This window comes from Nostoc sp. CALU 1950 (assembly GCF_051172895.1).
GTDB lineage: Bacteria > Cyanobacteriota > Cyanobacteriia > Cyanobacteriales > Nostocaceae > Nostoc > Nostoc edaphicum_A.
This window is the reverse complement of record NZ_JBDNJQ010000053.1, coordinates 26,536-46,709: the sequence shown is the minus strand read 5'-3', so window position 1 is coordinate 46,709 and position 20,174 is coordinate 26,536. Positions and strand designations below refer to the sequence as shown.

The window sequence follows — 20,174 nt, the reverse complement described above, 5'->3', positions numbered from 1 at the left end:
TCTAATTCCATTTGGTTTGCGTTCTCTCATATCGCTTTTAGTCTAAACTCCAGTTATGAGAAAGAGAGAAAGGCGTTTAGTTGCCTTTCGGGGATGAAAACGAACTTCAGACAATATTGCCCTACTTAATCATTCGTGAACAACAAGAACCCCGACTTCTTAAAGAAGTCGGGGTTCTGCGGGTTGCAATTCTCACAAATCAAAAAATCAAGTAGGGTTCATATAGCGATTTTGATAGTAAGCCAAAATCTGGTTAACTCGTTGCCGACTTTCTGAACCAGAGTTTGCTGTCCACGAGAGGCTCAAACCAGCAATTTGACTTTGATTGTAATCAAACTGCTGGGATGACTGGGAAATTAAATCCACTTCCACCCCTTCGACTTGATGTAAATGCGCTGCTATTTCTCTATAAACAGCTAAAGGCAAACTAGCGAATTCAATTTTTTCCTTACTCTCCATCTTTATGAAGCTCCCACATTAAAAGAATTTTGGGGAGGCGTTGTCACTGAAATAGGATTGCCGGTAGCAGATGCCGCTGACGGCGTTGAGGTGACAGCCCCTTCCCCTACCATTTTGGCAACTTCAATACCAAATTGTTCCAAAATCACGATAGGGTTGTAGCCCTGATTCATTTCAATACGTTTAATCAGTACGCCATTTGCCAATCGCTGTCCCGCTTGTACGTAGCGACTTGTCGGCTCATCGGGTACTTTGATAATTGCCTGTGGTTCCTTACTAATTAGAACTACACCAGTCACAACCACTGCCCTTGCTAATTCAGGTTGTACTGGTGGTGGCAATACAGAGGCTAAAGTAGGGTTGGGGACAACTTGAGGCAAAACCTTGGGTAAGACTGAAGTCAAGGTAGGATTGACTTTTCTTGCTACAGAAGAAACGTTATTTTTCTTTGGATTTAAAGCTATGGTACGTGTTGGAAGTTTTCGTGTTGGAAGTTTTCGTACTGCTAGTGATGCAGTAGGTAACTTAGGCAACACGGGAAGAGGTCTTCTAGACGTTTGAGGTATTCCGGGAACCATCTGCCCGAAAAGTTGTGTAAAGGGGTCACTTCGATCTTTTGATACCACAAGTTCTCGTGCCCGTTGTGTAGCATTAGTGGATTGAATCAAGTTAGCAGACGCAGGATTAACTTGTGAAACCTGTTTGGCAGGTATCACTGGATTCTTAAAGGATTGAGCCGCTGGTGGCGACTTTGTGGCTATTTTGGGAATTGGCACAGGATTGATTGCTTGTTGTGTATCTTCAGAAGCACATCCAGCGATCGCCAAAGTTAAAATAGCTGCAATTGTAATTTTTGAAGTTCTGCCCATGAGCTGTTCTCAAAAGCCATTGGAAAATTGAAAAATGGAAATCAAAATGCCTGAAATGTGTATTAAAGGCAAAGTATGTTCCCTTTATAACCTAATTTTTTACATTTCAAGGGTTATTTTTAGCACTGCCTACCCAGCATAACTGCGGGTTGGTATTTGTTTGCAGTTAGTCCTCTGCCACACCCATAAGCTCTTTCATCAAATCCAGGCCCTTCTTGACTCTACGGGAAACTGTAACTACACTGATACCCAGATGTTCTGCAACTTGTTTTTGGGTTAAATCTTGCAAAAACACACATTCCAACACATCGCGGGTACGTTTTTCTAGCTGAACTAACGCTTGTTGTAAGCGAAGTTGGTCTTCTTGTGCCAGTTGAAAGCTACGATAGTGAGGATCTGGAACCAATTCTCCTAAGCAGGTAGAACCTTCTTCTCCATCTTGGATTGGCACATCGAGACTCAAGGGAGCGCGATTGACCCATGCTAGTTTAATTTCTTGCCATTCGTTTGGAGAAATTTCTAGTGCTGCTGCTAATTCCGAGTCGGTTGGTTGGCGATTATGTTTTTCACGCCAAGAACGTGATATTCCTATTGCTTGCTGTTGGAGTGCTAACCATCTCCGAGGAATTCGCACGGTGACGCCTTTATCTCGGAGATAGTGTTGAATTTCACCCCGAATATAAGGAAGAGCATAGGAACTGAAGGCATGTCCCTTGGAAAGTTCAAATCTTTCAATAGCTCTGATTAAACCCAAACATCCAACCTGGAGCAAATCATCGTAGGTTTCATGACATTGATTTGTCCAGTAGTGAGCTTCTTTTCTCACAAGTCCAAAATTGAGTTTTACCAGTTGATTGCGGATATTTTCTGACGGAGATTGCTGATATTCTCGCAACAACTGCCAAATTTCGTGTTTTAGTTCAGTGGTGACTGTGGTAGGCATAGCACCGGTTTTATTGAGCAAATAAAGAATTAATTATTCGCTTTTAAATTAAGCTGCGATCGCACGATATCAAAGATAATATCGCGCTATATTTCCGAGCAAATACTATGGCAGATAACAAATTCTATATCCAAATTCCATAGGTTGCTTGACAATAGAGCAAAAATTAAATGGGCGAAATCGGTATTTAGTTGGTTATTTATCTTTGTATGATCTGTAGGTTTTTTTAGAACTACATAGGAATAAAATATAAAATTAATCACTAAATATCAAACCGAGATTGTACTTAACTTCAATTAATTAATGATGAAGTTAATTTATAGAAATAAAACAACAGTAGCCAGGTTTTTGTTGGAATATAAAAAGTTATATTTACAGTAAAATTACGTGTCTATTCAACAGGGATTTATCCAATAATTAAAAATTACTAAATAATTTAAAATAATGGTATGTATATTTACGCAAGCCAATAAAAAAAGGGCATCTCGCCCTTTTTTGTACTTAAGTCTATAGTCTTTTAATGAAAGGGAAAAGGTTAAAGCGATGAATCAAGTGACTCACAAAATTGAGAGATCAAAATTTTCCCAATTGCCAGAGTTATTGCGCCCACAATTTTGCTCGGCTTTAACTTTTCCCAATCTTTGTAAAAAACCTATCTACCCTCTTGAAAAAAGAGGGTAGATAAGTTAACTTTTGTGATCAAGTCTGATACTTACAGAATTGTCATTCTGAGTGCCAGTTATTTGCCTTACTTCCAAAGATTTAGCCACGAGTAGGTTCAACCCGTCCATAAAATAGACCGCGAATCTTAACTTCTTTAGGTTCGCCAGCACCTAAATCTGTATCAGATGGCTGTTCGCTCTCGAAAGTACCAGCAATTTCACCGCTAGAACTGTCTATTTTAGCGATTTGCAGAGAAATCTTGCCGTTGAGATTTTCAGCACGCTTGACGTTAGTGCGGGTAAGTTCTTCATCATCTGCTTGAGCGGGGAGTGCTACGGCATTATCGTAGCCACTAACGACACCACGACCTTTAGGATCTAGGAAAGCAGCACCACGATAAGAAGGAACTTTGAAGGTGCCTTCAAAGTCCGTAGAGGTGTTAATACTGGTCAAACTGGGTTGGCTTTGAGCAACCAAGTCTTTGATGGTGAAGAGAAAAGGTACTCGCTCACCACCAGGAAGCTGCACAGTGATGGCTTGGAAATCAAGACCATCAGTTTCCGTAAAGGTCAAGCTATTATCTGAGTTGATTTTTAGATCACCTTGCACCTGGTCAATGGTGGAAGTATATCTGGTCAATAATTTGCCAGCAACAAATTCTGCTTCTTGCCGTTTATTAGCAGGTTCTTCTTTGATGAAGAAGCTAGTTGGCTCTAAGCAAAGTTCTTTGATGGCATAAGACTGGCTAGAATCAATGGGAATGGAACCACGGCTTGTTTCTGCTAGTTGGGGGCATTTATTAGCCAAGCCAGTGCCGCGAATTTGATCGTAAGTAAGTACATCTCTACCACTACTACTAGTAGGTGCATCACTACAAGCAGTTATTAGACCCAGGCACAAAGCCAAGAATGCAACAATTAAAGCGCGATACCTCATGGTCAACCTCAATCTCAAAAATTAATATCTAAGTTGTAAAACTGCATCGAAGCTTTGATCTCTGATGAGAAGCCGCTACTCTGCGAAAAGCTACCTTTGATCGGACACGGCTTTGCTCTGATTTCCAGATTTTAAGCAAGTGTTCGGGTGTTTAGGTTGTCAGCCGCTGCTCAAACTTTTCTCTGCTAAACGTAGTTAAACGTGTCGCTCTCTTGAGCTTGGGATGTAAACCCCAGACTTAGTAGCACACTGCATCCATTTTGGATGTGTGTCACTAGGGGAGCAAAAAACCAGCAGTTTTACTGTTGGGGCATTTGTTAGAGTTGGGCGGGTGGATGAGTAAGCCTCACACAGAGAAGCATAAATGCTTGCCTCGAAGAGTGCGAAGAGGGGTGTCTGTTTCGCACTTTGCTTTTGCTTATGGCAAAAGCGGCGTCGCCCAAGTCTTTTTGTATCATGTATGTGACGCCACTACATACAGCCCATTGTTTGATGGGTAAATCAGCCAGATCATACGATTTTTTTTAACTCAAAATCAAAGTACTCAAAATCCAAGAAAGTCTCGTACCGATCGCATCTAGCTGCTGTGGAGGCTATGCTAAAGGTTATTACGTTCTTTTAGGAGCGATCGCAATTACTTTTGATAAAGATACAAATCTAGTTATATTCAACCCTGACTAGGGCAAGTGAGGGGACAGGGGACAGGGAACAAACTAGGGAAAATTAAAAATCTCCGGTAAATTTGAGTTGACCTCATTTATACGGAAAGGGTGGCATGAACGATAACAAAAATATTGAATCAGGGGAGTTGTCCTGTAAAGTGCAAGCGATCGCAACTGTGGTATATGATGCAGTCCAGGGTTGTCAAGGCGATACTGTAGCTCTTTTAGCTTTGCTGCGCCAATTGGAACAGTTACACCGAGAGATCCGGGATGGGGTTTTTCAAGAGAGTTTGCCTGTTAATCGTCGCCAACTCTACTCGCTGCTAAAAGATATTGAGTCTGAGGGAGGCTGGCCTTACATTGAGCGCATGAGACTACAAGCATTTTTAGCGAATTTGCCACAAGAGGCTCCCGAAGAAAATAACCATGAAGTTCTGGAGAGCGATCGCTCCTTTGGCTGATTATCTCGAAATAAATTTCTAACTCTGAATTAACAACTCTGATCGCCTCATCAACCGCTAAACCAAGAGCGGTTGCCCATTGAGGCTTCAACCTAATTCGTAATTCGTAATTCGTAATTAAAAAGGGTTTGTAAGGGTTATGCCATCACAAAGAAAGCGATCGCGCTCCTCAAGATTGCGGTTGTGCTTGAGGTAATCACCCACCCAGTTGCAACTACGAACAAGCAGATCATCAAGGTGTAAATTCCACAGAATTATCGTGTTGTCATCACTAGCTGATGCTAATGTTTGACCATCTGGACTAAAACTGACGCTTAACACCGGAGCGCGATGCCCATTAAGACTTTTAATTAATTTGCCATCACGGCTCCAAAGTTTCACTGTACTATCCCAACTGGCAGCTGCAAGCAATTCACCATTGGGACTGAAAGTCACGGCATTAACGCTATCGCTATACCCTTTTAATAAGGTTTTTAACAACGTCCCATCCCGTCGCCATAGTTTCACGGTGTTATCCCAGCTAGCAGAAGCCAGTAACTCGTCAGTGGGACTAAAGCTGATACCCAATACCCAACTATCATGGGGCGAGAAAGTTTTGAGCAAAGCACCATCCTGCTGCCAAAGTTTCACAGTTTGGTCATCACTGGCAGAGGCTAAAATCTGACTATCAGGGCTGAAATTCACGCTATTTACCCAACCCTGATGCCCTACTAAGGTTTTGAGCAACTTCCCCTCACGGTTCCAAAGTTTCACAGTTTTATCTTTGCTAGCTGATGCTAGTGTTTGACCATCAGGGCTGAAATTTACGCTCATCACACTATCAGTATGTCCGTGAAGAGTCATGATTAAAGTACCGTCAAGCCGCCAAAGTTTAACGCTTTTGTCAAAACTTCCTGAAGCCAGCATTTTACCTTTGGGATCAAAGCTGACACTAGGAACTTTATTTGTATGCCCCACCAAAGTTTTGTAAAGTCGGGTTTTGATTTCGCCATGACTGGTGTATCGTTGCCAAAGTTTGACAGTGCGATCGCTACTACCAGAAGCTAGCATCTGACCGTTGGGACTCCAAGTAACACTCAAAACTCGATCCTGATGTCCTTTAAGAATAGACGGTGTTGGGGCATCTAAACTCCATAGTTTCACGCTTTTGTCAAAACTTCCTGAAGCCAGCAATTTTTTATTTGGACTGAAAGCGATGCTGACAACGGCATCGCTGTGTCCTTTAAAGGTTTTGAGTAAGATACCAGTGGTACTCCAGAGGTTTATAGTATTATCTTCACCTACGGAAGCTAACTTTTTACTATCGGAACTAAAGCTCAAACTCCACACTGTACTACTATGCTGACGTAAATTTTTGTAAGGACGATATTCAAAACCGTTTTTAGTGCTGTTACTTTCCCGCCGCCAAAGTTTTACTGTTTTGTCTCGACCTGTTGATGCCAAAAATTTACCGTCTGGGCTGAAAACAGCTACAACCACACCCTGCTGGTGTCCCTGCAAAGTTTTAACGAGGCTACCGTCCCGTCGCCAGATTTTAACTGTCTTGTCGTCGCTGGCCGAGGCGATAAATTGACCATCGGGACTGAAGTTGACCCAGTTAACCCACCCTCGATGTCCCCTCAGTATTTTTACTAAGCTACCGTCTTTACGCCAGAGTTTTACAGTTTTATCCTTACTGCCAGTAGCTAACAATTCGCCATCAGGACTGAAATTAACGCTATAAACCCAATCTCCATGTCCTTTCAGAGTTTTATATGGTTTGGGGTCAAATTCACCTGTAACCGGGTTTTTGTGCCAGATTTGCACTGTTTTGTCGAGGCTGGCGGAGGCTAGGGTTTGACCATTAGGGCTAAAACTTACACAGGTGACAGCATCAGTGTGATCTTTGAGGGTTTGAAGTAAGGTACCGTCAGGACGCCAAAGTTTCACCGTATGATCTCGGCTACCTGATGCTAGCAACTGACCATTCGGGCTGAAAGTTACTCCCCAGACAATATCAGTGTGCCCTTCCAGGCGGTTAACCTCCGTTACTCCATAAACTGCCTGTTGCAGGGCTGTTACCACCCGCATTCGGGTATCTGGTTGCACTCCATCAGCCTGTTTAAGTGCTCTCCAAGCCCGCAAACTTTCTAATAGGGCATCAAATTCTTTATTAGAGGCAAACAGAGCTTCACTAGCAGCAGTGATCGCACTAATTTGCAAGTTGGTTTCACTGCGTTCAGCTCGTAGAGTTTGGCGGACTGCTGCTCTTTTCTGTAAGTCGGCTTGCCACCATAATGCTGCTATTGTTCCCCCCATAATTGCCAGGATTGCACCTGCTATCCGTGCCTCCCGCAGTCGCCGTTGCAATACCAAATTAAGTTGCTTTTGACTAAGTTTTTGAGCTACTTCAGCTCTAGTTTTTTCAAGTTTGATTTTTTCTAATTCGGCGAGCATACCATAGTTGTTCTTTTGGCGAATTGGTTCAACTAAATAATCATGAACCAACTGGTAGCGATCGCCTAACTCTTCTCTGACTCGCAATACCAACCCTGAACCTACCAATATTTCTAAAATCAATTCCCCAATTTTGTCAAAATTTAATATCGTATCGATATCATGATTATTAACTAATGCCGCCGCTAAATCAGCTTTACCTTTTAAAGGTCGTGTTCCCTTTTCATCAGTTAACTCAAATAATAATTTCCAACTTAACTCTTCATTTTCTTGACCACAGTCTTTGATAACTTCCCCAAGCCAGCGTTCTACCAATTTTGCCGAGCCACCGCAAAGTTTATATTCTGGAAGTGTGGTAATGTTTTCTATTTGTAGTTGAGCGCCAACTATTTGTAATTCAATTGGATTTACTTCATCTATTTCCCCTGTTAAATCCTGCACTAATCGGTTAATTAATTCATTACTCAGTTCATAATGTGAACGTTGAGTAAGACTATGAATGATAGCTTTTGCATCTTGGCTAGAGAATTTTCCTAAATAGTAGCGAATATCTTTATCGAGAATATTTTTATTAATTACGCCTAAATCATATAATCCAGTGCTATTGTTTTGGCTCAAACGTTCAAATTCTAACAAATGATGTAAATAATCTTCTCGCAAAGAAAGAATAATTTTTACATAAGAAATATTTAAACATTCACTAAAAAATTTATAAAATTCTATTCTTTGTGTGGGAGGATTACTAACAAAGAAAAATTCTTCAAATTGGTCTAGTATGAGTATTATTGTATAATTGCGTTCAGATGCTAACCGGATTTTTTCTAGCAGTATAGTTGGTGTAGAGTCAAGATTAAGCGATATTCCTGTATATGCCAGTGCTTGATTAATACTGCTGATCAAGATTGTCATCCAATCAGTATAAACAGACAAAACAATAGGTATAGGAATTCGTTCACCGATAACTTTTCCCTTAAGTGCTGGGACTAAACCAGCTTTGAGAATCGAACTTTTACCTACACCTGATGGCCCATAAATTACTGTAAGTTTGTAGTCAGCGCGAGTAATTCTTTCAATTAAGCGATTGACATCTTGTTGGCGTCCAGAAGCAGATATTTCTTGAGCAATTTCTTCAGGAATAAACGGAATTTTATGAGGTTCCAGTACTGGGTTAATTCTAGGGCGTTGCGGCTGCAACTGACTTGCGCCGATGAAGGCACGAAAGCCATACTGGTGTTCTATTTGAATTTTTTCTTGCTTCAGCTTAAAGGCTTCTGTATAGTCATGGCGCTCAAAAAAATAAAGCGATCGCAGTTCCTCTAAAATCTCTAGGTAAAGTGATGGCTGATGTTGTAGCTCACAAACTACCCTCGCCCATTCCAGGTTATTGATAGCCTCCTCCCACTCACCCAGATGCCGTTGTGTACGTGCTAGCAAGAGAAGATACCAACTTTCTTGTCGGCGTGTTCGCAAAGCATCTCGCAGATAAACTTCTGTTGCTTCTTCGGCGATAGAAAGTGCTGTATTTGCTAATTCATGAGCTAATACCCAATTAGACTCAGAAGCCGCTACATTTGCCAAAAAGCCATAATTTTGAGCAATTTGTGCAGGAGTTCCATAAGTTTTATGTAGATGTAATGACTTTTGAGCTAATTCTTTTAAATCATCCCAGGCTTGTAAACGTTGCAGCATTTCACAAGCAGGCAAAATGAATTTAGCAACTAAGTCTTCTCTTTGTACCTCATTCAATAGCTCCAAGCATTGTTTAAACCACAAGAGAGCATGTTCGCAATAGCTGTTAGTATTCTGGTATAAGTCTGCCATTCGGTGATAGCAAAGCCCCAGATGAAATAGTACTATTGCTTGCTTGAGTAAAGACGAGGTAGGAGTAGGGTGAGGACATGAGAGGGAGAAAGAACAATGACTCTCCCACTCCGCTACTCTCTTTGTTTCTTGCTGCCATAATGCTAAACTTCTTTGATAATTGGCTAAAGCACCATTAATTTGATCGTTGGCGTATTTATCTCGCCCCAAGACAAACTCTAAACTAGCTTCTAATCCTGGTGTTAATTGAACGCCATACAGGCGCAGCAAATCATTACGGGCTGATTCTATTTCATGGCGGTGTTGAGACTTAGGATCTAAATCTAGGAAGGCATTAGATAAAAATGTTTCGGCACCTGCTTCTAAAACTTTGGCAAATAAAGATTCTGCCTCTTGGTGGATCAAAGCAATTAAATCTGCTTTGGCCATTTCAAATTTAATCGTGGTTGCAGCCCAGCTTTTGAAATCAGGCGCTAATCTTGAAAGCAATGATGCCACTTCATCTTGTAGCCACAACACTACTGGAAATGGAAAAGTTGCAGCATAGATATCTCGTGCTTGGTTGATGCCTGTAAGTAAGTTTTCCAGGTCGATAATTGACTCAATACCAAAAACCATCACAGCAGATGGCAAAGAGTCTGTCAGGACGGCAGGATTATCTAAAGATAGTTCTGAGACTATTGTGGTGTGTAAAGAAGTAGTTGATGGATTGAGAACGATTTCTCTGATATTGATGTCTTTGGTGATAGAGCGAATATTCTCTAACATTTGCTCACGTAATCGCCCATAGTTACATCGAACTAAAATCAGAGCAAATTGACCTTCAGAAAGCGCGATCGCTCTAATCAGTCTTTGCAAAGTATGCTGATTGTCTTTGGTGTAAACGTGTAGCTGCTTATCATTAGTCATTGCTTATTGGGCATTGGGCATTGGTAATAGGGCATTGAGAATGGGGCATTGGTCATTAGTTATTAGTCCAATGACAAATGACAAAGGACAAATGACTAATGACAAATGACTTACCCAGCAGTGTTACTTATTATGTTGCCAAGCTAAAACTTTTTCTGTTTCTGCCAAGGCTGGACTAATACCAAACCAGCGTCCTAGAGGATCGCGATATTCAAACAGATACATGCTTCTTAGTAAGCTTTGATAGTCAGACTCACCTTTAACTCTTTGCTGCTGCACCACTTCAAACAATAATTCCCACTGGGATTCATCAATAGCTAATAGCAGATCGTCGCGGTAGTCCTTAATTACGGCTTCTAAGCAGTCCCTAGAAAAAGGCGGATCTTGTCGTTGTAGGCAGCTATAAAGTAAACCCAATAAGTTACGAATGTGACCACCGCTAACGCGACATAGACGATCTAAGGTTTGAGGGTGATCGAATAATTCTGTAATTAATGAAAGCCTGCTATTCAAAGGAACTTCTGGAAAAGCTCTTGCTAGAACTAACTGGCGCACTAGTGACATCCCTGGTTCGTAGTCACTGCCATCTCTTTGCCGCACCAATACCATTGGCAGTACTTTTGGTGCAATCCCTCCCCCCAGGCGATTTTTTAGTGTCTCGTACTCATTGGAGAAAATTAATGTTAGAGGAATTGTGTAAACTAGGTGGCATTTGAGTCGGCGTAACTGTTCGCCTCGGTCAATGAAGAGATATTCTGGTTGCGATCGCCCCGATGCTAAAGGACGCATATCTACTCGATCCAAATTATCTACAATCACTACCAGTCCTTTTTGACCCCGTAGCTTTAGCTGTTCAACAGCTTTTTCTAAAATTTCTTCGTTAATCGCCTGCAAAATACTATTGGTACGTGGTTCCAGATATTGCCTCAGTTGATTCCGCATCTGGGTGCTATCTTTGGTTTTGGCAGTAATTTTGGCAATACCCAAGGACAACTCTGCTTGTCCAGAAAGCTCTATGGGGCTTTGCAAAAAATCGCCTACTTCTTTAAACAAATTGGTGAAGTAACCAGGTTTGAGTTTGATGTTAATCCCTTCTAAACTGGCACTGACTTGACGGGCTACACTCAGCAGAATATCGCTAACATCAATATCCGCCATGTCTAAGTCTTGACTAGATTCAAAATAAACCACGTGAAATCCCGCCACTTCTAGTTCTGACTTGAGGCGCTGCAATTCCGTTGACTTACCGCAGCCAATATGACCCGTAAATAACTGACAAGTTGGCTCATCAGGAGAAATTCGAATGATAGTCCGTTGCAATTCTTCGACAATCTTGCAACCACGGACATCAGCAAAATCTATGTAATACTGACGATCTAGCACGTTACTTGTATTTAGCGTGTAGCTTGGGTTACATGCTTTATAAAAACGTGACAAATTTAATGTCGTTTTCATGTATGTAGAGGTGTATGTAGACGTGTGTGTAGATGCAGTTTAATTCGTATTTTTTATACAAGTAATCTCTATCCGGGATGTAGACATACGATTAACTTGCAAGTTGGTAGTGTCTTGCAAGGGACAGCACTTGATGCAGGACTACTGTCAGTAGCTGTCGTAGTATGGTAGAGATTTAATTGACCCTAATAACCTTAAGCATATCTGTCCTTTTTACACCTGCTATTGAGGTTTTGACAATCTCTAGCTTTAGTTTGAACTGCCACAAACCGTTAGGGCTGAGTGAATCAGTAAAAAAAGTTACTAGATTGCATGGTTCTCAATTTGTATAGCTTATGAGGAGGACTGGTATGAATTATAGCAAGCTATACAGAGATTCAGGAATACTTAGCTATCATTTCACATTCTATTTGTCAAGAAAACAAAATCCTAAACATCTAAATTAATATTTTGTAATCTTTAGGGAAAAATATTCAAAAATAACTTGTCAAAAAGACTACAGTCAGTTAAAAATGGACACCGGAAACTTTAATAGGAATGGTGACTAGCGCCATAATCTTTGTGTTGTTACTGTAAAGTGTTACTAAAAATAAAAAAAGTCTTGAGGAGAGCGGCTAACAGATGCCAACAGTGTTTACTGAAATTAATAATGATATAAGTGCGTCAAGGAATTTAGATTGCAATCAAAAAGGGGTTTGAATGGCTGGCATAATATCAGTTTCCCGCACAGATATAGCCCAGCGTCGTAAAAAATTACGTCGGCAGCGGCAGATGAAAATTATTCAGGCTATTTGGCGAACCTTTGCTATTACTGGTTTGGCGGGTGGATTACTGTGGATGGCAGTCCAACCAGTGTGGATGCTAAAAGCTCCCAAGCAAATAGTGATGAAATCAGGCAATAAATTACTGTCGGATGAAACAACTCAGTCACTGTTGGTGTTATCTTACCCCCAGTCTTTGTGGCGGATTGAACCATCAGCGATCGCTAACTCTCTGAAGAAACAACCAACTATTGCCCAAGCTATCGTGAGACGCCGCCTCTTTCCTCCTGGATTATTCATCGAAATTCAAGAACGAGTACCTGTAGCAGTAACTCAAACACGTGACAACAAAAAAGTAACTATTGGCTTACTAGATGCAAGTGGGGCCTGGATACCCTTAGAAAAATACACATCACTGAATCCCACTAGGAAATTACCAAATCTCAGAGTAATTGGTTCACCAAAACAATACTACCTCTACTGGACTCAACTCCATGAAGCTGTCAGCCAAAGTCCTGTGAAAGTGATGGAAGTTGATTGCCAAAATCCAACGAATTTAATTTTGAAAACAGAATTAGGAAATGTGCATCTCGGCGTTCCAGGCCCTCAGTTATCTGAACAAATCAAGCTACTCGCCCAAATGCGGCATTTAACAGCAAAATTCAATTCTGGTCAAATAGAGTATATTGATCTGAAAAATCCCGAATTTCCCTTAGTACAAATGAACCAAAAAGATCAAAAATCAACTCCTAAAATCCCTAAGAATATTTAGGGTGTTTAATGTATTGATAGCTCTTAGTAAATTAAGAAGCTTTATGCTGATAAATATATTTATTATTTTCAGTTTTCCCACAACCCTGACGAAAATCAGCATTAACTTCTAAAAAGACAGTTTACCGAGGTTGCAAACTGTAACAGAAAATGCCACCCGAAATTGCGTAAGCATTGCTTCTGGGCAATAAATTTAGACTATTCTGTACCGTAATTTTTATTAGGTGACGAAACCTCTTAGGAAATCTTGATTTATTGACTGTACTAGTGAGGGTTCTCGTAGGATAGACTATTGCTCCAACAAAGTGTCCATTAAGACCCCCCAGGCAACAAATTAATCAGGTATAGTCTGACAAGTAAATTCTTGCTTAGTTTAACTTCAGGATAAGTAAGTAAAAGGTAAATTTTGTGTCTAAAGTTGCAATTATCCCCAATGGAGAAACCTATTAACAATATTATTATTGAGGCAGAGAAGATACGCTGTAGTGTGTCTTTACAAGTTATGCCCTCCCCTGAGAATAATGAAGAGATTAATGTCTGGTTGAAGTTATACAGGTCACTTTTAGATAAATATAGGTATACTTCTCTAGAATTGGCTGTGCGATCGGCTGCCCTAAAAGCTTATCCCATAGCAAATTTTCGCACTACCAATTCTGTTAGGCTTGGCAGTAGTGAAAATAATAAAGAACAGTGCCATAGTATTGTGGCAGTGTCAAACTAAAGTTGACTCTTAGGTGAATAACACCTGAAAAAGTCGTTTATCTACCCTTTCACAAATCCAATGACACTTGATAATAACCAAGGACTTAACTATAAAAATTCCCAATCTACGGGACAGCCGGGGTTCTCTCTGGCAGTTAACTCGACCAATCCCTTTAATAACTCTGGGCTGAACTTCGGACAAAATCACGATAATAAGAAGATTTCTGCGGAAAATAGCCGAATAGGCGAGATTGTTCCTGGTCGGGTGGCCAACATCAAAGTGATTGGTGTCGGTGGTGGTGGTGGCAATGCTGTTAACCGCATGATCGAGTCTGATGTTTCTGGGGTAGAGTTTTGGTCAATTAACACTGATGCCCAAGCTTTAACTCTGGCAGGCGCTCCAAGTCGATTGCAAATTGGACAGAAGCTAACACGGGGTTTAGGAGCAGGCGGTAATCCTGCAATCGGTCAAAAGGCAGCGGAGGAATCACGGGACGAAATTGCTACAGCTTTGGAGGGTGCAGACTTAGTATTTATTACTGCTGGTATGGGTGGTGGTACTGGGACGGGTGCAGCCCCAATCGTGGCAGAAGTAGCTAAAGAAATGGGCGCTCTTACTGTTGGTGTTGTCACACGTCCATTTGTCTTTGAGGGACGCCGCCGCACCAGCCAAGCGGAACAAGGTATTGAAGGACTAAAAAGTAGAGTAGATACACTGATCATTATCCCCAACAACAAACTGCTGGAAGTGATCCCTGAACAAACACCTGTACAAGAAGCTTTTCGCTATGCAGATGATGTGCTGCGTCAAGGGGTGCAAGGTATTTCTGATATCATCACGATCCCCGGTTTGGTAAATGTTGACTTTGCTGATGTTCGGGCTGTGATGGCAGATGCGGGATCGGCATTGATGGGAATTGGCGTTAGCTCTGGAAAATCTAGGGCTAGAGAAGCTGCGATCGCAGCTATTTCTTCACCGTTACTAGAATGTTCTATTGAAGGCGCAAGAGGGGTTGTATTTAATATTACTGGTGGTACTGACCTCACCTTGCATGAAGTGAATGCTGCCGCAGAAGCAATCTATGAAGTAGTTGATCCCAACGCTAATATTATTTTTGGGGCCGTAATTGATGACAGACTTCAAGGTGAGGTGAGAATTACTGTAATTGCCACTGGGTTTACAGGTGAAGTGCAAGCTGCGGTACAACAAAGTGTGGCTAACGTTCGAGTAGCACCGAATGCCTCGAAGCGAACAACAACCCAGCAACCCGCAGTTAATCCCCCAACCTCAACTCCAACCTCAACTCCAACTCCAACTCCAATTCCAGAACCAAAAGAAAAACCTGGATTGGATATACCTGATTTTCTGAGAAACCGACGTACACCAAGGAATTAAAAGATTTTTGATTTGAGATTTTAGATTAACTGAGCAGTCTCAGGTCAGGCTGAACGCTGTATAAAATCTGCTACTTCCACCAGGGTTTTACCAAGGGCAGGGGTAAGCAATCTTTTGCCATCCCCAATTTTGCCAATTGGTAAAAAACTTGTCAACGCTACTTTATAGAATGAACTTGGGCAGGAGTCTGCTGACTCACATAATCAGCTATGCTTCTGGAACAAAAAACCAGGAAGACCTGCCCAAATAGGAATGCGTAGGCGTAGCCAGTCGTAGACATTGATACATCTACCCATCGCGTTCCATTAAACTTAATATCCGGTATAAGTAATATACTTACTCAAGGCAAGTTGCTTAGAGAACTTACTCACGCAAGTGTCCAAAGGAAGTCTGTTCAATCCATTGAATTACCTGATGACCAAGGAGAGTGCCATCTAGTCGGTCAATCTCACGAATTCCGGTGGGACTGGTGACGTTAACTTCAGTCAGGTAGCCACCGATAATGTCAATACCCACAAAGATTAAGCCGTCTTGGCGTAAGCGTTCGGCTAATTGGGTACAGATTTCATACTCTCTTGGGGTAATTTCAGTTTGAGCAACTGTGCCACCAGTTGCCATATTATTACGAAAATCAGTTCCACTAGAGAGGCGATTGAGCGCACCAATCGGTTCGCCATTGAGCAGGATAATTCGCTTATCTCCCTCTTTTGCCTCTGGTAAATAGGTTTGTACCATTACTGGCACTCGGCCTTGGAGGGTACTGAGTTCGACAATGGAGTTAAAATTGCGATCGCCTGATTGCAAAAATAAAATTCCTTCCCCAGCTTTGTTACCTAGTGGTTTGAGAACCGCAGCCCCCTTTGCTTCAACAAATTGCCGGATAAACTCCTTATCAGCACTGACAATGGTTTCTGGAATCGCCTTGGTAAACTGGAGGGCATACATTTTTTCATTTGCTCCTCGGATGCCGCTCGGACTGTTAATTACCAGGGTTTTATTTTGGTCAATGTAATCGAGAATATAGGTGGCATAGAGGTAGGAATCATTGACCGGTGGATCTGTCCGCATAAATACGGCGTCCATTGTTTCTAAAGAAGTTAAGGAAGAATCACTCAACTTATACCAAGGATTCACCGCTACCCAGCGTCTCTCCACCAACTGCACTGGTACAACTTCAACTCGCTGTAGAAAAGCCCAAGCTTTGCCCTCCACCACACTCAGCAAATTTGCTTGAGTCACCCAGACTTCGTGTCCCAGGATTTGCGCTGCTTCAATTAAGGCAACACTGGTATCATGACACGGGTCAAGCAGATGGATAGGATCAATGATAAAAGCCAGTTTCACCCTTTATACCTCAATCACCAAGAAATTAAATGGTTATTCAACTATTATCTCTTGATGCTCTCACCAATTGATGTATATCTGTACTGCTCAGTAAAATCTTGTAGACATATTCGCTTTTGTGGGGAAAAGCTCTTAGACAAGAGATAGCGCTTTGTTTGTTTTAGAGTTGTAGCGACTGCCGTGTAATTTGCAGCGGCCTGTCGCTAGCGCACTTATGAATCTAAACGCTATTGCTAGAAGTTAGTAGCTCATCCAGCTTGCCTTGACTATCTAAAGCATGGATATCATCACAACCACCAACATGATCATCATTAATGAAAATTTGCGGTAAAGAGCGGCGTCCATTTGCCCTTTGAGCCATTTTACTTCTGGCTGCTTCATCTCCATCAATGCTGTATTCGATAAATTCAACACCCTTGTTTTTCAGCAAACTTTTGGCACGGATACAAAACGGGCAAGTTCTCCAAGTGTAAATTTCTACTTTTGCAGCCATAAAGTCCTCAAATTGATTTCATGCTTCTTAATTTTAGAACTTTGCCACTGACTGTAGCTGCTTTATCCCGTTTTGACCTGATCTTTAAAAGTTGCTAACTGGGTTTACGATGCTTGATGAAGGTGAGTTCACTAGAACCCCTATCATTCAAAAATCCCACAGCTATAACGGGTGGGAGGATTAAAAAATTAGTAATTATGATGTTTTAGTATCTATTTAATAATTAAATTTTATAAGCCTAGGAGACACACCTGAATCCGACAAGGGATGCATCTAGTGTCTCCTAGTAAAGCTTCTAGGCGACTGTCATTGAAGCTGATACTAAAGGCTTTTTCTTCGCTATTCTCAGCGCACCCACAGCAAATAGACCAAGGGCAACTACTGTAGTAGGCTCAGGCACCTTTTTAGGTGGTGGTGGTGGGGGTGTGTAGTAAGGGGCTTGTCCTTTGAGTTTACTGCTTCCGTTACGATTGTTTCCAGAACCGACACTCATTAGGCGCACTCCAAAGTTTTCCTGAGAAAACTGAGCCAACGTTAAAGCTTTTGAAGTATGGGATAGGGTAAAGATGGTAGATTGAATATCGCCTTTTCCTTGACCTATACCTTCTTGACCAATTTCTACACCAGCATCAAAGGAGACGCCACCACCGTTCAGATTGTTACTACCACTACCAACAGAGTTAACTGTTCCAGCAGGGCCAAATTGTTTGTTTGTTACATTTGTACCTACTACTTGAAGACCACTAAGGAGTGAGTTATCTAAAATGTTGAAGAAAATACCGCGTATATCAGCAATTGTGTTGCTGCCAGTGGATAAATAATCTACTTTAAACTGAACTTTGCCAGACCCCGCTATTGAGTCATCTAAGGTAAACTTCACCTGAGTATCCGAACCTGTGAAGTCGTTGATAGTGAAATTCATCGAAGCGGCATTAGCAGGGGCAAAAGCAGAAGACGATATCACAACGGCAGTAGCAGCCAAAAACGCAGGTATTGTTGTGGTGGAAAATAGATGTTTCATGTTAATCAATGTTTGGAAAAGAAAATGGTAAGACTCAGTTGCTAATGATGGGAATTTGCTGCTTTCTATCCATGTAAAATCAGATGCACCCAGTGAAAAGTCTTTTACTACTCTAGATATTCAATTAGAAGTTGTCTATGATACCAGCCTTAGTTCAAAAAGACTTCATTTTTAGCTTCATACAAGAAAAAACCCAGTATTGCTACTGAGTTTTATTAACATTAAATATTGATGCAATTCTAGTATTTACCCACAGTCAACGGCATATTGGATCAGCTGGGCAAGGCGGTGACGTAGGGTTTCTAATCCCAAGCGCTGACTCGCAGAAATAAACACTGCTAGAGGGAATTCTTCCCTAGCTAGAGCCAGTGTCTCACTATTAGCCTGATCAATCTTGTTAAAAACAACCAGCGCAGGGCCAGGTGTTATTGGCATTTGTGCCAGTATTTCTCTGACTGAGCGAATATGACGCAACCAAGCTGGGTGAGACAAATCGACCAAATGTAGTAGGGCATCGGCTTCTGTGACTTCCTCCAAGGTGGCGCGGAAGGCATCCATTAACGATGCAGGCAGTTCGTGTATAAACCCTACTGTATCTGTAATCAGAATTTCCTGATGTTCATTTGTTTCGCCATAAGGAATCACCAGGCGGCGGGTGGTAGGATCGAGAGTGGCAAATAACTGGTCGGCTGTATAAACTTCTGCATTCGTGAGAGCATTCAGCAAAGTGGACTTACCAGCGTTGGTATATCCAACCAAAGCCACTGAAGGAACTTCCCGATGCTGCCGTCGCTGCCGTAACCGCGAACGATGGGCCTGCAACTGGTTCACTTCTTTTTGCAGTCTAGATATACGCTGCCCAATGGCACGGCGTTCAGTTTCTAATTTTGTTTCACCAGGGCCACGAGTCCCAATACCACCACCCAATCGGGACATGGTACGACCTCTACCAGCTAGTCGCGGCTGCATGTATTCTAGCTGTGCTAGTTCTACTTGCAACTTACCGGCACGGGACTGAGCGCGTTGGGCAAAGATATCCAAAATTACTTCGGTGCGGTCAACTACCCGGATACCAATCTGCATTTCTAAGTTGCGGACTTGGGAGGGTGAGAGGTCGCGGTCAAAGACGACGAGATTAACCCCTAGTGTTTGGGCAGTTAGGGCAATTTCTTGCACCTTACCTTCGCCAACTACGGTTTGGGGATGAACGCGCGATCGCTTTTGTTGTATTGTTTGTAATACATCTCCCCCAGCAGTATCAACTAACCGTGCCAATTCCACTAGGGTATCTTGGAATTGTAGGGGAGTCATCTCACTGGTCATCAGCCCCACAATTAGCACGCGATCGTGGTCAGAATCTACTTCCTGGGCGATAAATTCGCGCTGGAATTCCGCTTCCAGATTTTCTACCAAGTCTACTAAATCCTGGTCTGCCAGATCATCCAAGCTCAGAGGTGGCGATATATTCCAACTTGGGGTTTGGATTTGTTTAGAGTGAGCGAAGCCGAATTGGCTTTCCTCTACTTTGACAGCAGCAGGACTAGGAATGAGGGTGCGAGAGTCTTGGGGTGTCAGATGAGCTAGATAAGCTTCTTTGACATACCCAGTCGCACCGCCTCCCCGCCGTGTGAATCCGGTTCCGGTAATATTTAGGACAACTAGGGCATCTAAGCGTTGCAGTGCCATAGCTGTGAGTGCCGCTTCATTCGGCGGTTCTGGCTTGAGATGGGTGGCGATACAACGAATACCACTGAGTCGTTCTGCACCATAACGGGGCAATTCCATCGGTGGTATTTGTGTTTGACGCGGTGTGCCTACCCCGACGCGAATCACTTGTCCGCGACGGTTGATGTAGGCGCACACAGGCTGATTGACTTCTGTGCTAATTGCTGCCAGACGCTGGGAAAACTCGGACGTGGTGATGCGATCGCCCGGTATACGCTGGTGATACAGCCGCTGTAGTTGCTTCAGCTGGCTGGACTTCAAACCTTGGAGATTTCCAAAAATAGTCTCTATAGGCGTTTATGACCAGTTAAATGGCCCCCCGAATCCTTATATGTCTATTTTACAAC

Annotated in this window: 14 protein-coding genes; 4 read left to right on the top strand and 10 right to left on the bottom strand. The window is 42.2% G+C overall.

Features of this window, described 5'->3' with window-relative positions:
- Positions 1-207 precede the first annotated feature (207 nt).
- The 4 genes from ABF638_RS16265 to ABF638_RS16250 form a co-directional block, all read right to left on the bottom strand.
- The gene (locus tag ABF638_RS16265; RefSeq protein WP_435023840.1) at positions 208-459 is read right to left on the bottom strand and encodes a hypothetical protein; all 252 of its coding nucleotides are present in this window, start codon (positions 457-459) and stop codon (positions 208-210) included.
- A 2-nt stretch (positions 460-461) separates the two neighbouring features.
- Positions 462-1,328, bottom strand: coding sequence for a hypothetical protein (locus ABF638_RS16260; RefSeq protein ID WP_435023838.1), 867 nt, complete (start codon positions 1,326-1,328; stop codon positions 462-464).
- A 166-nt stretch (positions 1,329-1,494) separates the two neighbouring features.
- Positions 1,495-2,271 (bottom strand): RNA polymerase sigma factor SigF, encoded by a 777-nt coding sequence (locus ABF638_RS16255; protein ID WP_181932357.1) that lies wholly within the window; start codon positions 2,269-2,271, stop codon positions 1,495-1,497.
- A 762-nt stretch (positions 2,272-3,033) separates the two neighbouring features.
- Positions 3,034-3,870 (bottom strand): photosystem II manganese-stabilizing polypeptide, encoded by an 837-nt coding sequence (locus ABF638_RS16250; RefSeq protein WP_435023836.1) that lies wholly within the window; start codon positions 3,868-3,870, stop codon positions 3,034-3,036.
- 775 nt (positions 3,871-4,645) lie between these two features.
- Between ABF638_RS16250 and ABF638_RS16245 the strand changes: the two genes are divergently transcribed.
- On the top strand, positions 4,646-4,993 hold the full coding sequence (locus ABF638_RS16245) for a hypothetical protein (protein ID WP_420761604.1): 348 nt from the start codon (positions 4,646-4,648) through the stop codon (positions 4,991-4,993).
- Between the two features lie 117 nt (positions 4,994-5,110).
- Here ABF638_RS16245 and ABF638_RS16240 read toward each other — a convergent pair whose 3' ends face one another.
- Positions 5,111-10,159 carry an nSTAND1 domain-containing NTPase gene (locus ABF638_RS16240; protein ID WP_435023834.1) on the bottom strand — a complete coding sequence of 1,683 codons (5,049 nt, stop codon included), beginning with the start codon at positions 10,157-10,159 and terminating at the stop codon, positions 5,111-5,113.
- A gap of 123 nt (positions 10,160-10,282) precedes the next feature.
- Entirely contained in the window at positions 10,283-11,614 is a 1,332-nt protein-coding gene (locus tag ABF638_RS16235; protein ID WP_435023832.1) for a P-loop NTPase fold protein, read from the bottom strand.
- Positions 11,615-12,313: 699 nt separating this feature from the next.
- On the opposite strand from ABF638_RS16235, the gene ABF638_RS16230 reads away from it, so the two are divergent.
- The 3 genes from ABF638_RS16230 (at position 12,314) to ftsZ (ending at position 15,244) form a co-directional block, all read left to right on the top strand.
- Positions 12,314-13,147 (top strand): cell division protein FtsQ/DivIB, encoded by an 834-nt coding sequence (locus tag ABF638_RS16230; RefSeq protein ID WP_435023831.1) that lies wholly within the window; start codon positions 12,314-12,316, stop codon positions 13,145-13,147.
- Positions 13,148-13,579: 432 nt separating this feature from the next.
- Complete coding sequence (locus tag ABF638_RS16225; protein ID WP_435023828.1) at positions 13,580-13,867, top strand: hypothetical protein; 288 nt, start codon at positions 13,580-13,582, stop codon at positions 13,865-13,867.
- A gap of 60 nt (positions 13,868-13,927) precedes the next feature.
- Positions 13,928-15,244, top strand: a complete 1,317-nt coding sequence (ftsZ, locus tag ABF638_RS16220) for a cell division protein FtsZ (protein WP_435023826.1) — start codon at positions 13,928-13,930, stop codon at positions 15,242-15,244.
- A gap of 363 nt (positions 15,245-15,607) precedes the next feature.
- Here ftsZ and gshB read toward each other — a convergent pair whose 3' ends face one another.
- From gshB to hflX, 4 genes are all read right to left on the bottom strand, one after another.
- Positions 15,608-16,588, bottom strand: coding sequence for a glutathione synthase (gene gshB / locus ABF638_RS16215; RefSeq protein ID WP_435023824.1), 981 nt, complete (start codon positions 16,586-16,588; stop codon positions 15,608-15,610).
- A gap of 220 nt (positions 16,589-16,808) precedes the next feature.
- Positions 16,809-17,081 (bottom strand): glutaredoxin 3, encoded by a 273-nt coding sequence (gene grxC / locus ABF638_RS16210; RefSeq protein WP_181932365.1) that lies wholly within the window; start codon positions 17,079-17,081, stop codon positions 16,809-16,811.
- A 295-nt stretch (positions 17,082-17,376) separates the two neighbouring features.
- On the bottom strand, positions 17,377-18,102 hold the full coding sequence (locus ABF638_RS16205; RefSeq protein ID WP_435023822.1) for a PEP-CTERM sorting domain-containing protein: 726 nt from the start codon (positions 18,100-18,102) through the stop codon (positions 17,377-17,379).
- 246 nt (positions 18,103-18,348) lie between these two features.
- Positions 18,349-20,118 carry a GTPase HflX gene (hflX, locus tag ABF638_RS16200; RefSeq protein WP_435023842.1) on the bottom strand — a complete coding sequence of 590 codons (1,770 nt, stop codon included), beginning with the start codon at positions 20,116-20,118 and terminating at the stop codon, positions 18,349-18,351.
- Positions 20,119-20,174: the final 56 nt, after the last annotated feature.

Excerpts from the sequence above, each read along its gene's own strand:
- ABF638_RS16265 (WP_435023840.1), bottom strand. The coding sequence starts at position 459 with ATGGAGAGTAAGGAAAAAATTGAATTCGCTAGTTTGCCTTTAGCTGTT.
- ABF638_RS16260 (WP_435023838.1), bottom strand. The coding sequence starts at position 1,328 with ATGGGCAGAACTTCAAAAATTACAATTGCAGCTATTTTAACTTTGGCG.
- ABF638_RS16255 (WP_181932357.1), bottom strand. The coding sequence starts at position 2,271 with ATGCCTACCACAGTCACCACTGAACTAAAACACGAAATTTGGCAGTTG.
- ABF638_RS16250 (WP_435023836.1), bottom strand. The coding sequence starts at position 3,870 with ATGAGGTATCGCGCTTTAATTGTTGCATTCTTGGCTTTGTGCCTGGGT.
- ABF638_RS16245 (WP_420761604.1), top strand. The coding sequence starts at position 4,646 with ATGAACGATAACAAAAATATTGAATCAGGGGAGTTGTCCTGTAAAGTG.
- ABF638_RS16240 (WP_435023834.1), bottom strand. The coding sequence starts at position 10,159 with ATGACTAATGATAAGCAGCTACACGTTTACACCAAAGACAATCAGCAT.
- ABF638_RS16235 (WP_435023832.1), bottom strand. The coding sequence starts at position 11,614 with ATGAAAACGACATTAAATTTGTCACGTTTTTATAAAGCATGTAACCCA.
- ABF638_RS16230 (WP_435023831.1), top strand. The coding sequence starts at position 12,314 with ATGGCTGGCATAATATCAGTTTCCCGCACAGATATAGCCCAGCGTCGT.
- ABF638_RS16225 (WP_435023828.1), top strand. The coding sequence starts at position 13,580 with ATGGAGAAACCTATTAACAATATTATTATTGAGGCAGAGAAGATACGC.
- ftsZ (WP_435023826.1), top strand. The coding sequence starts at position 13,928 with ATGACACTTGATAATAACCAAGGACTTAACTATAAAAATTCCCAATCT.
- grxC (WP_181932365.1), bottom strand. The coding sequence starts at position 17,081 with ATGGCTGCAAAAGTAGAAATTTACACTTGGAGAACTTGCCCGTTTTGT.
- ABF638_RS16205 (WP_435023822.1), bottom strand. The coding sequence starts at position 18,102 with ATGAAACATCTATTTTCCACCACAACAATACCTGCGTTTTTGGCTGCT.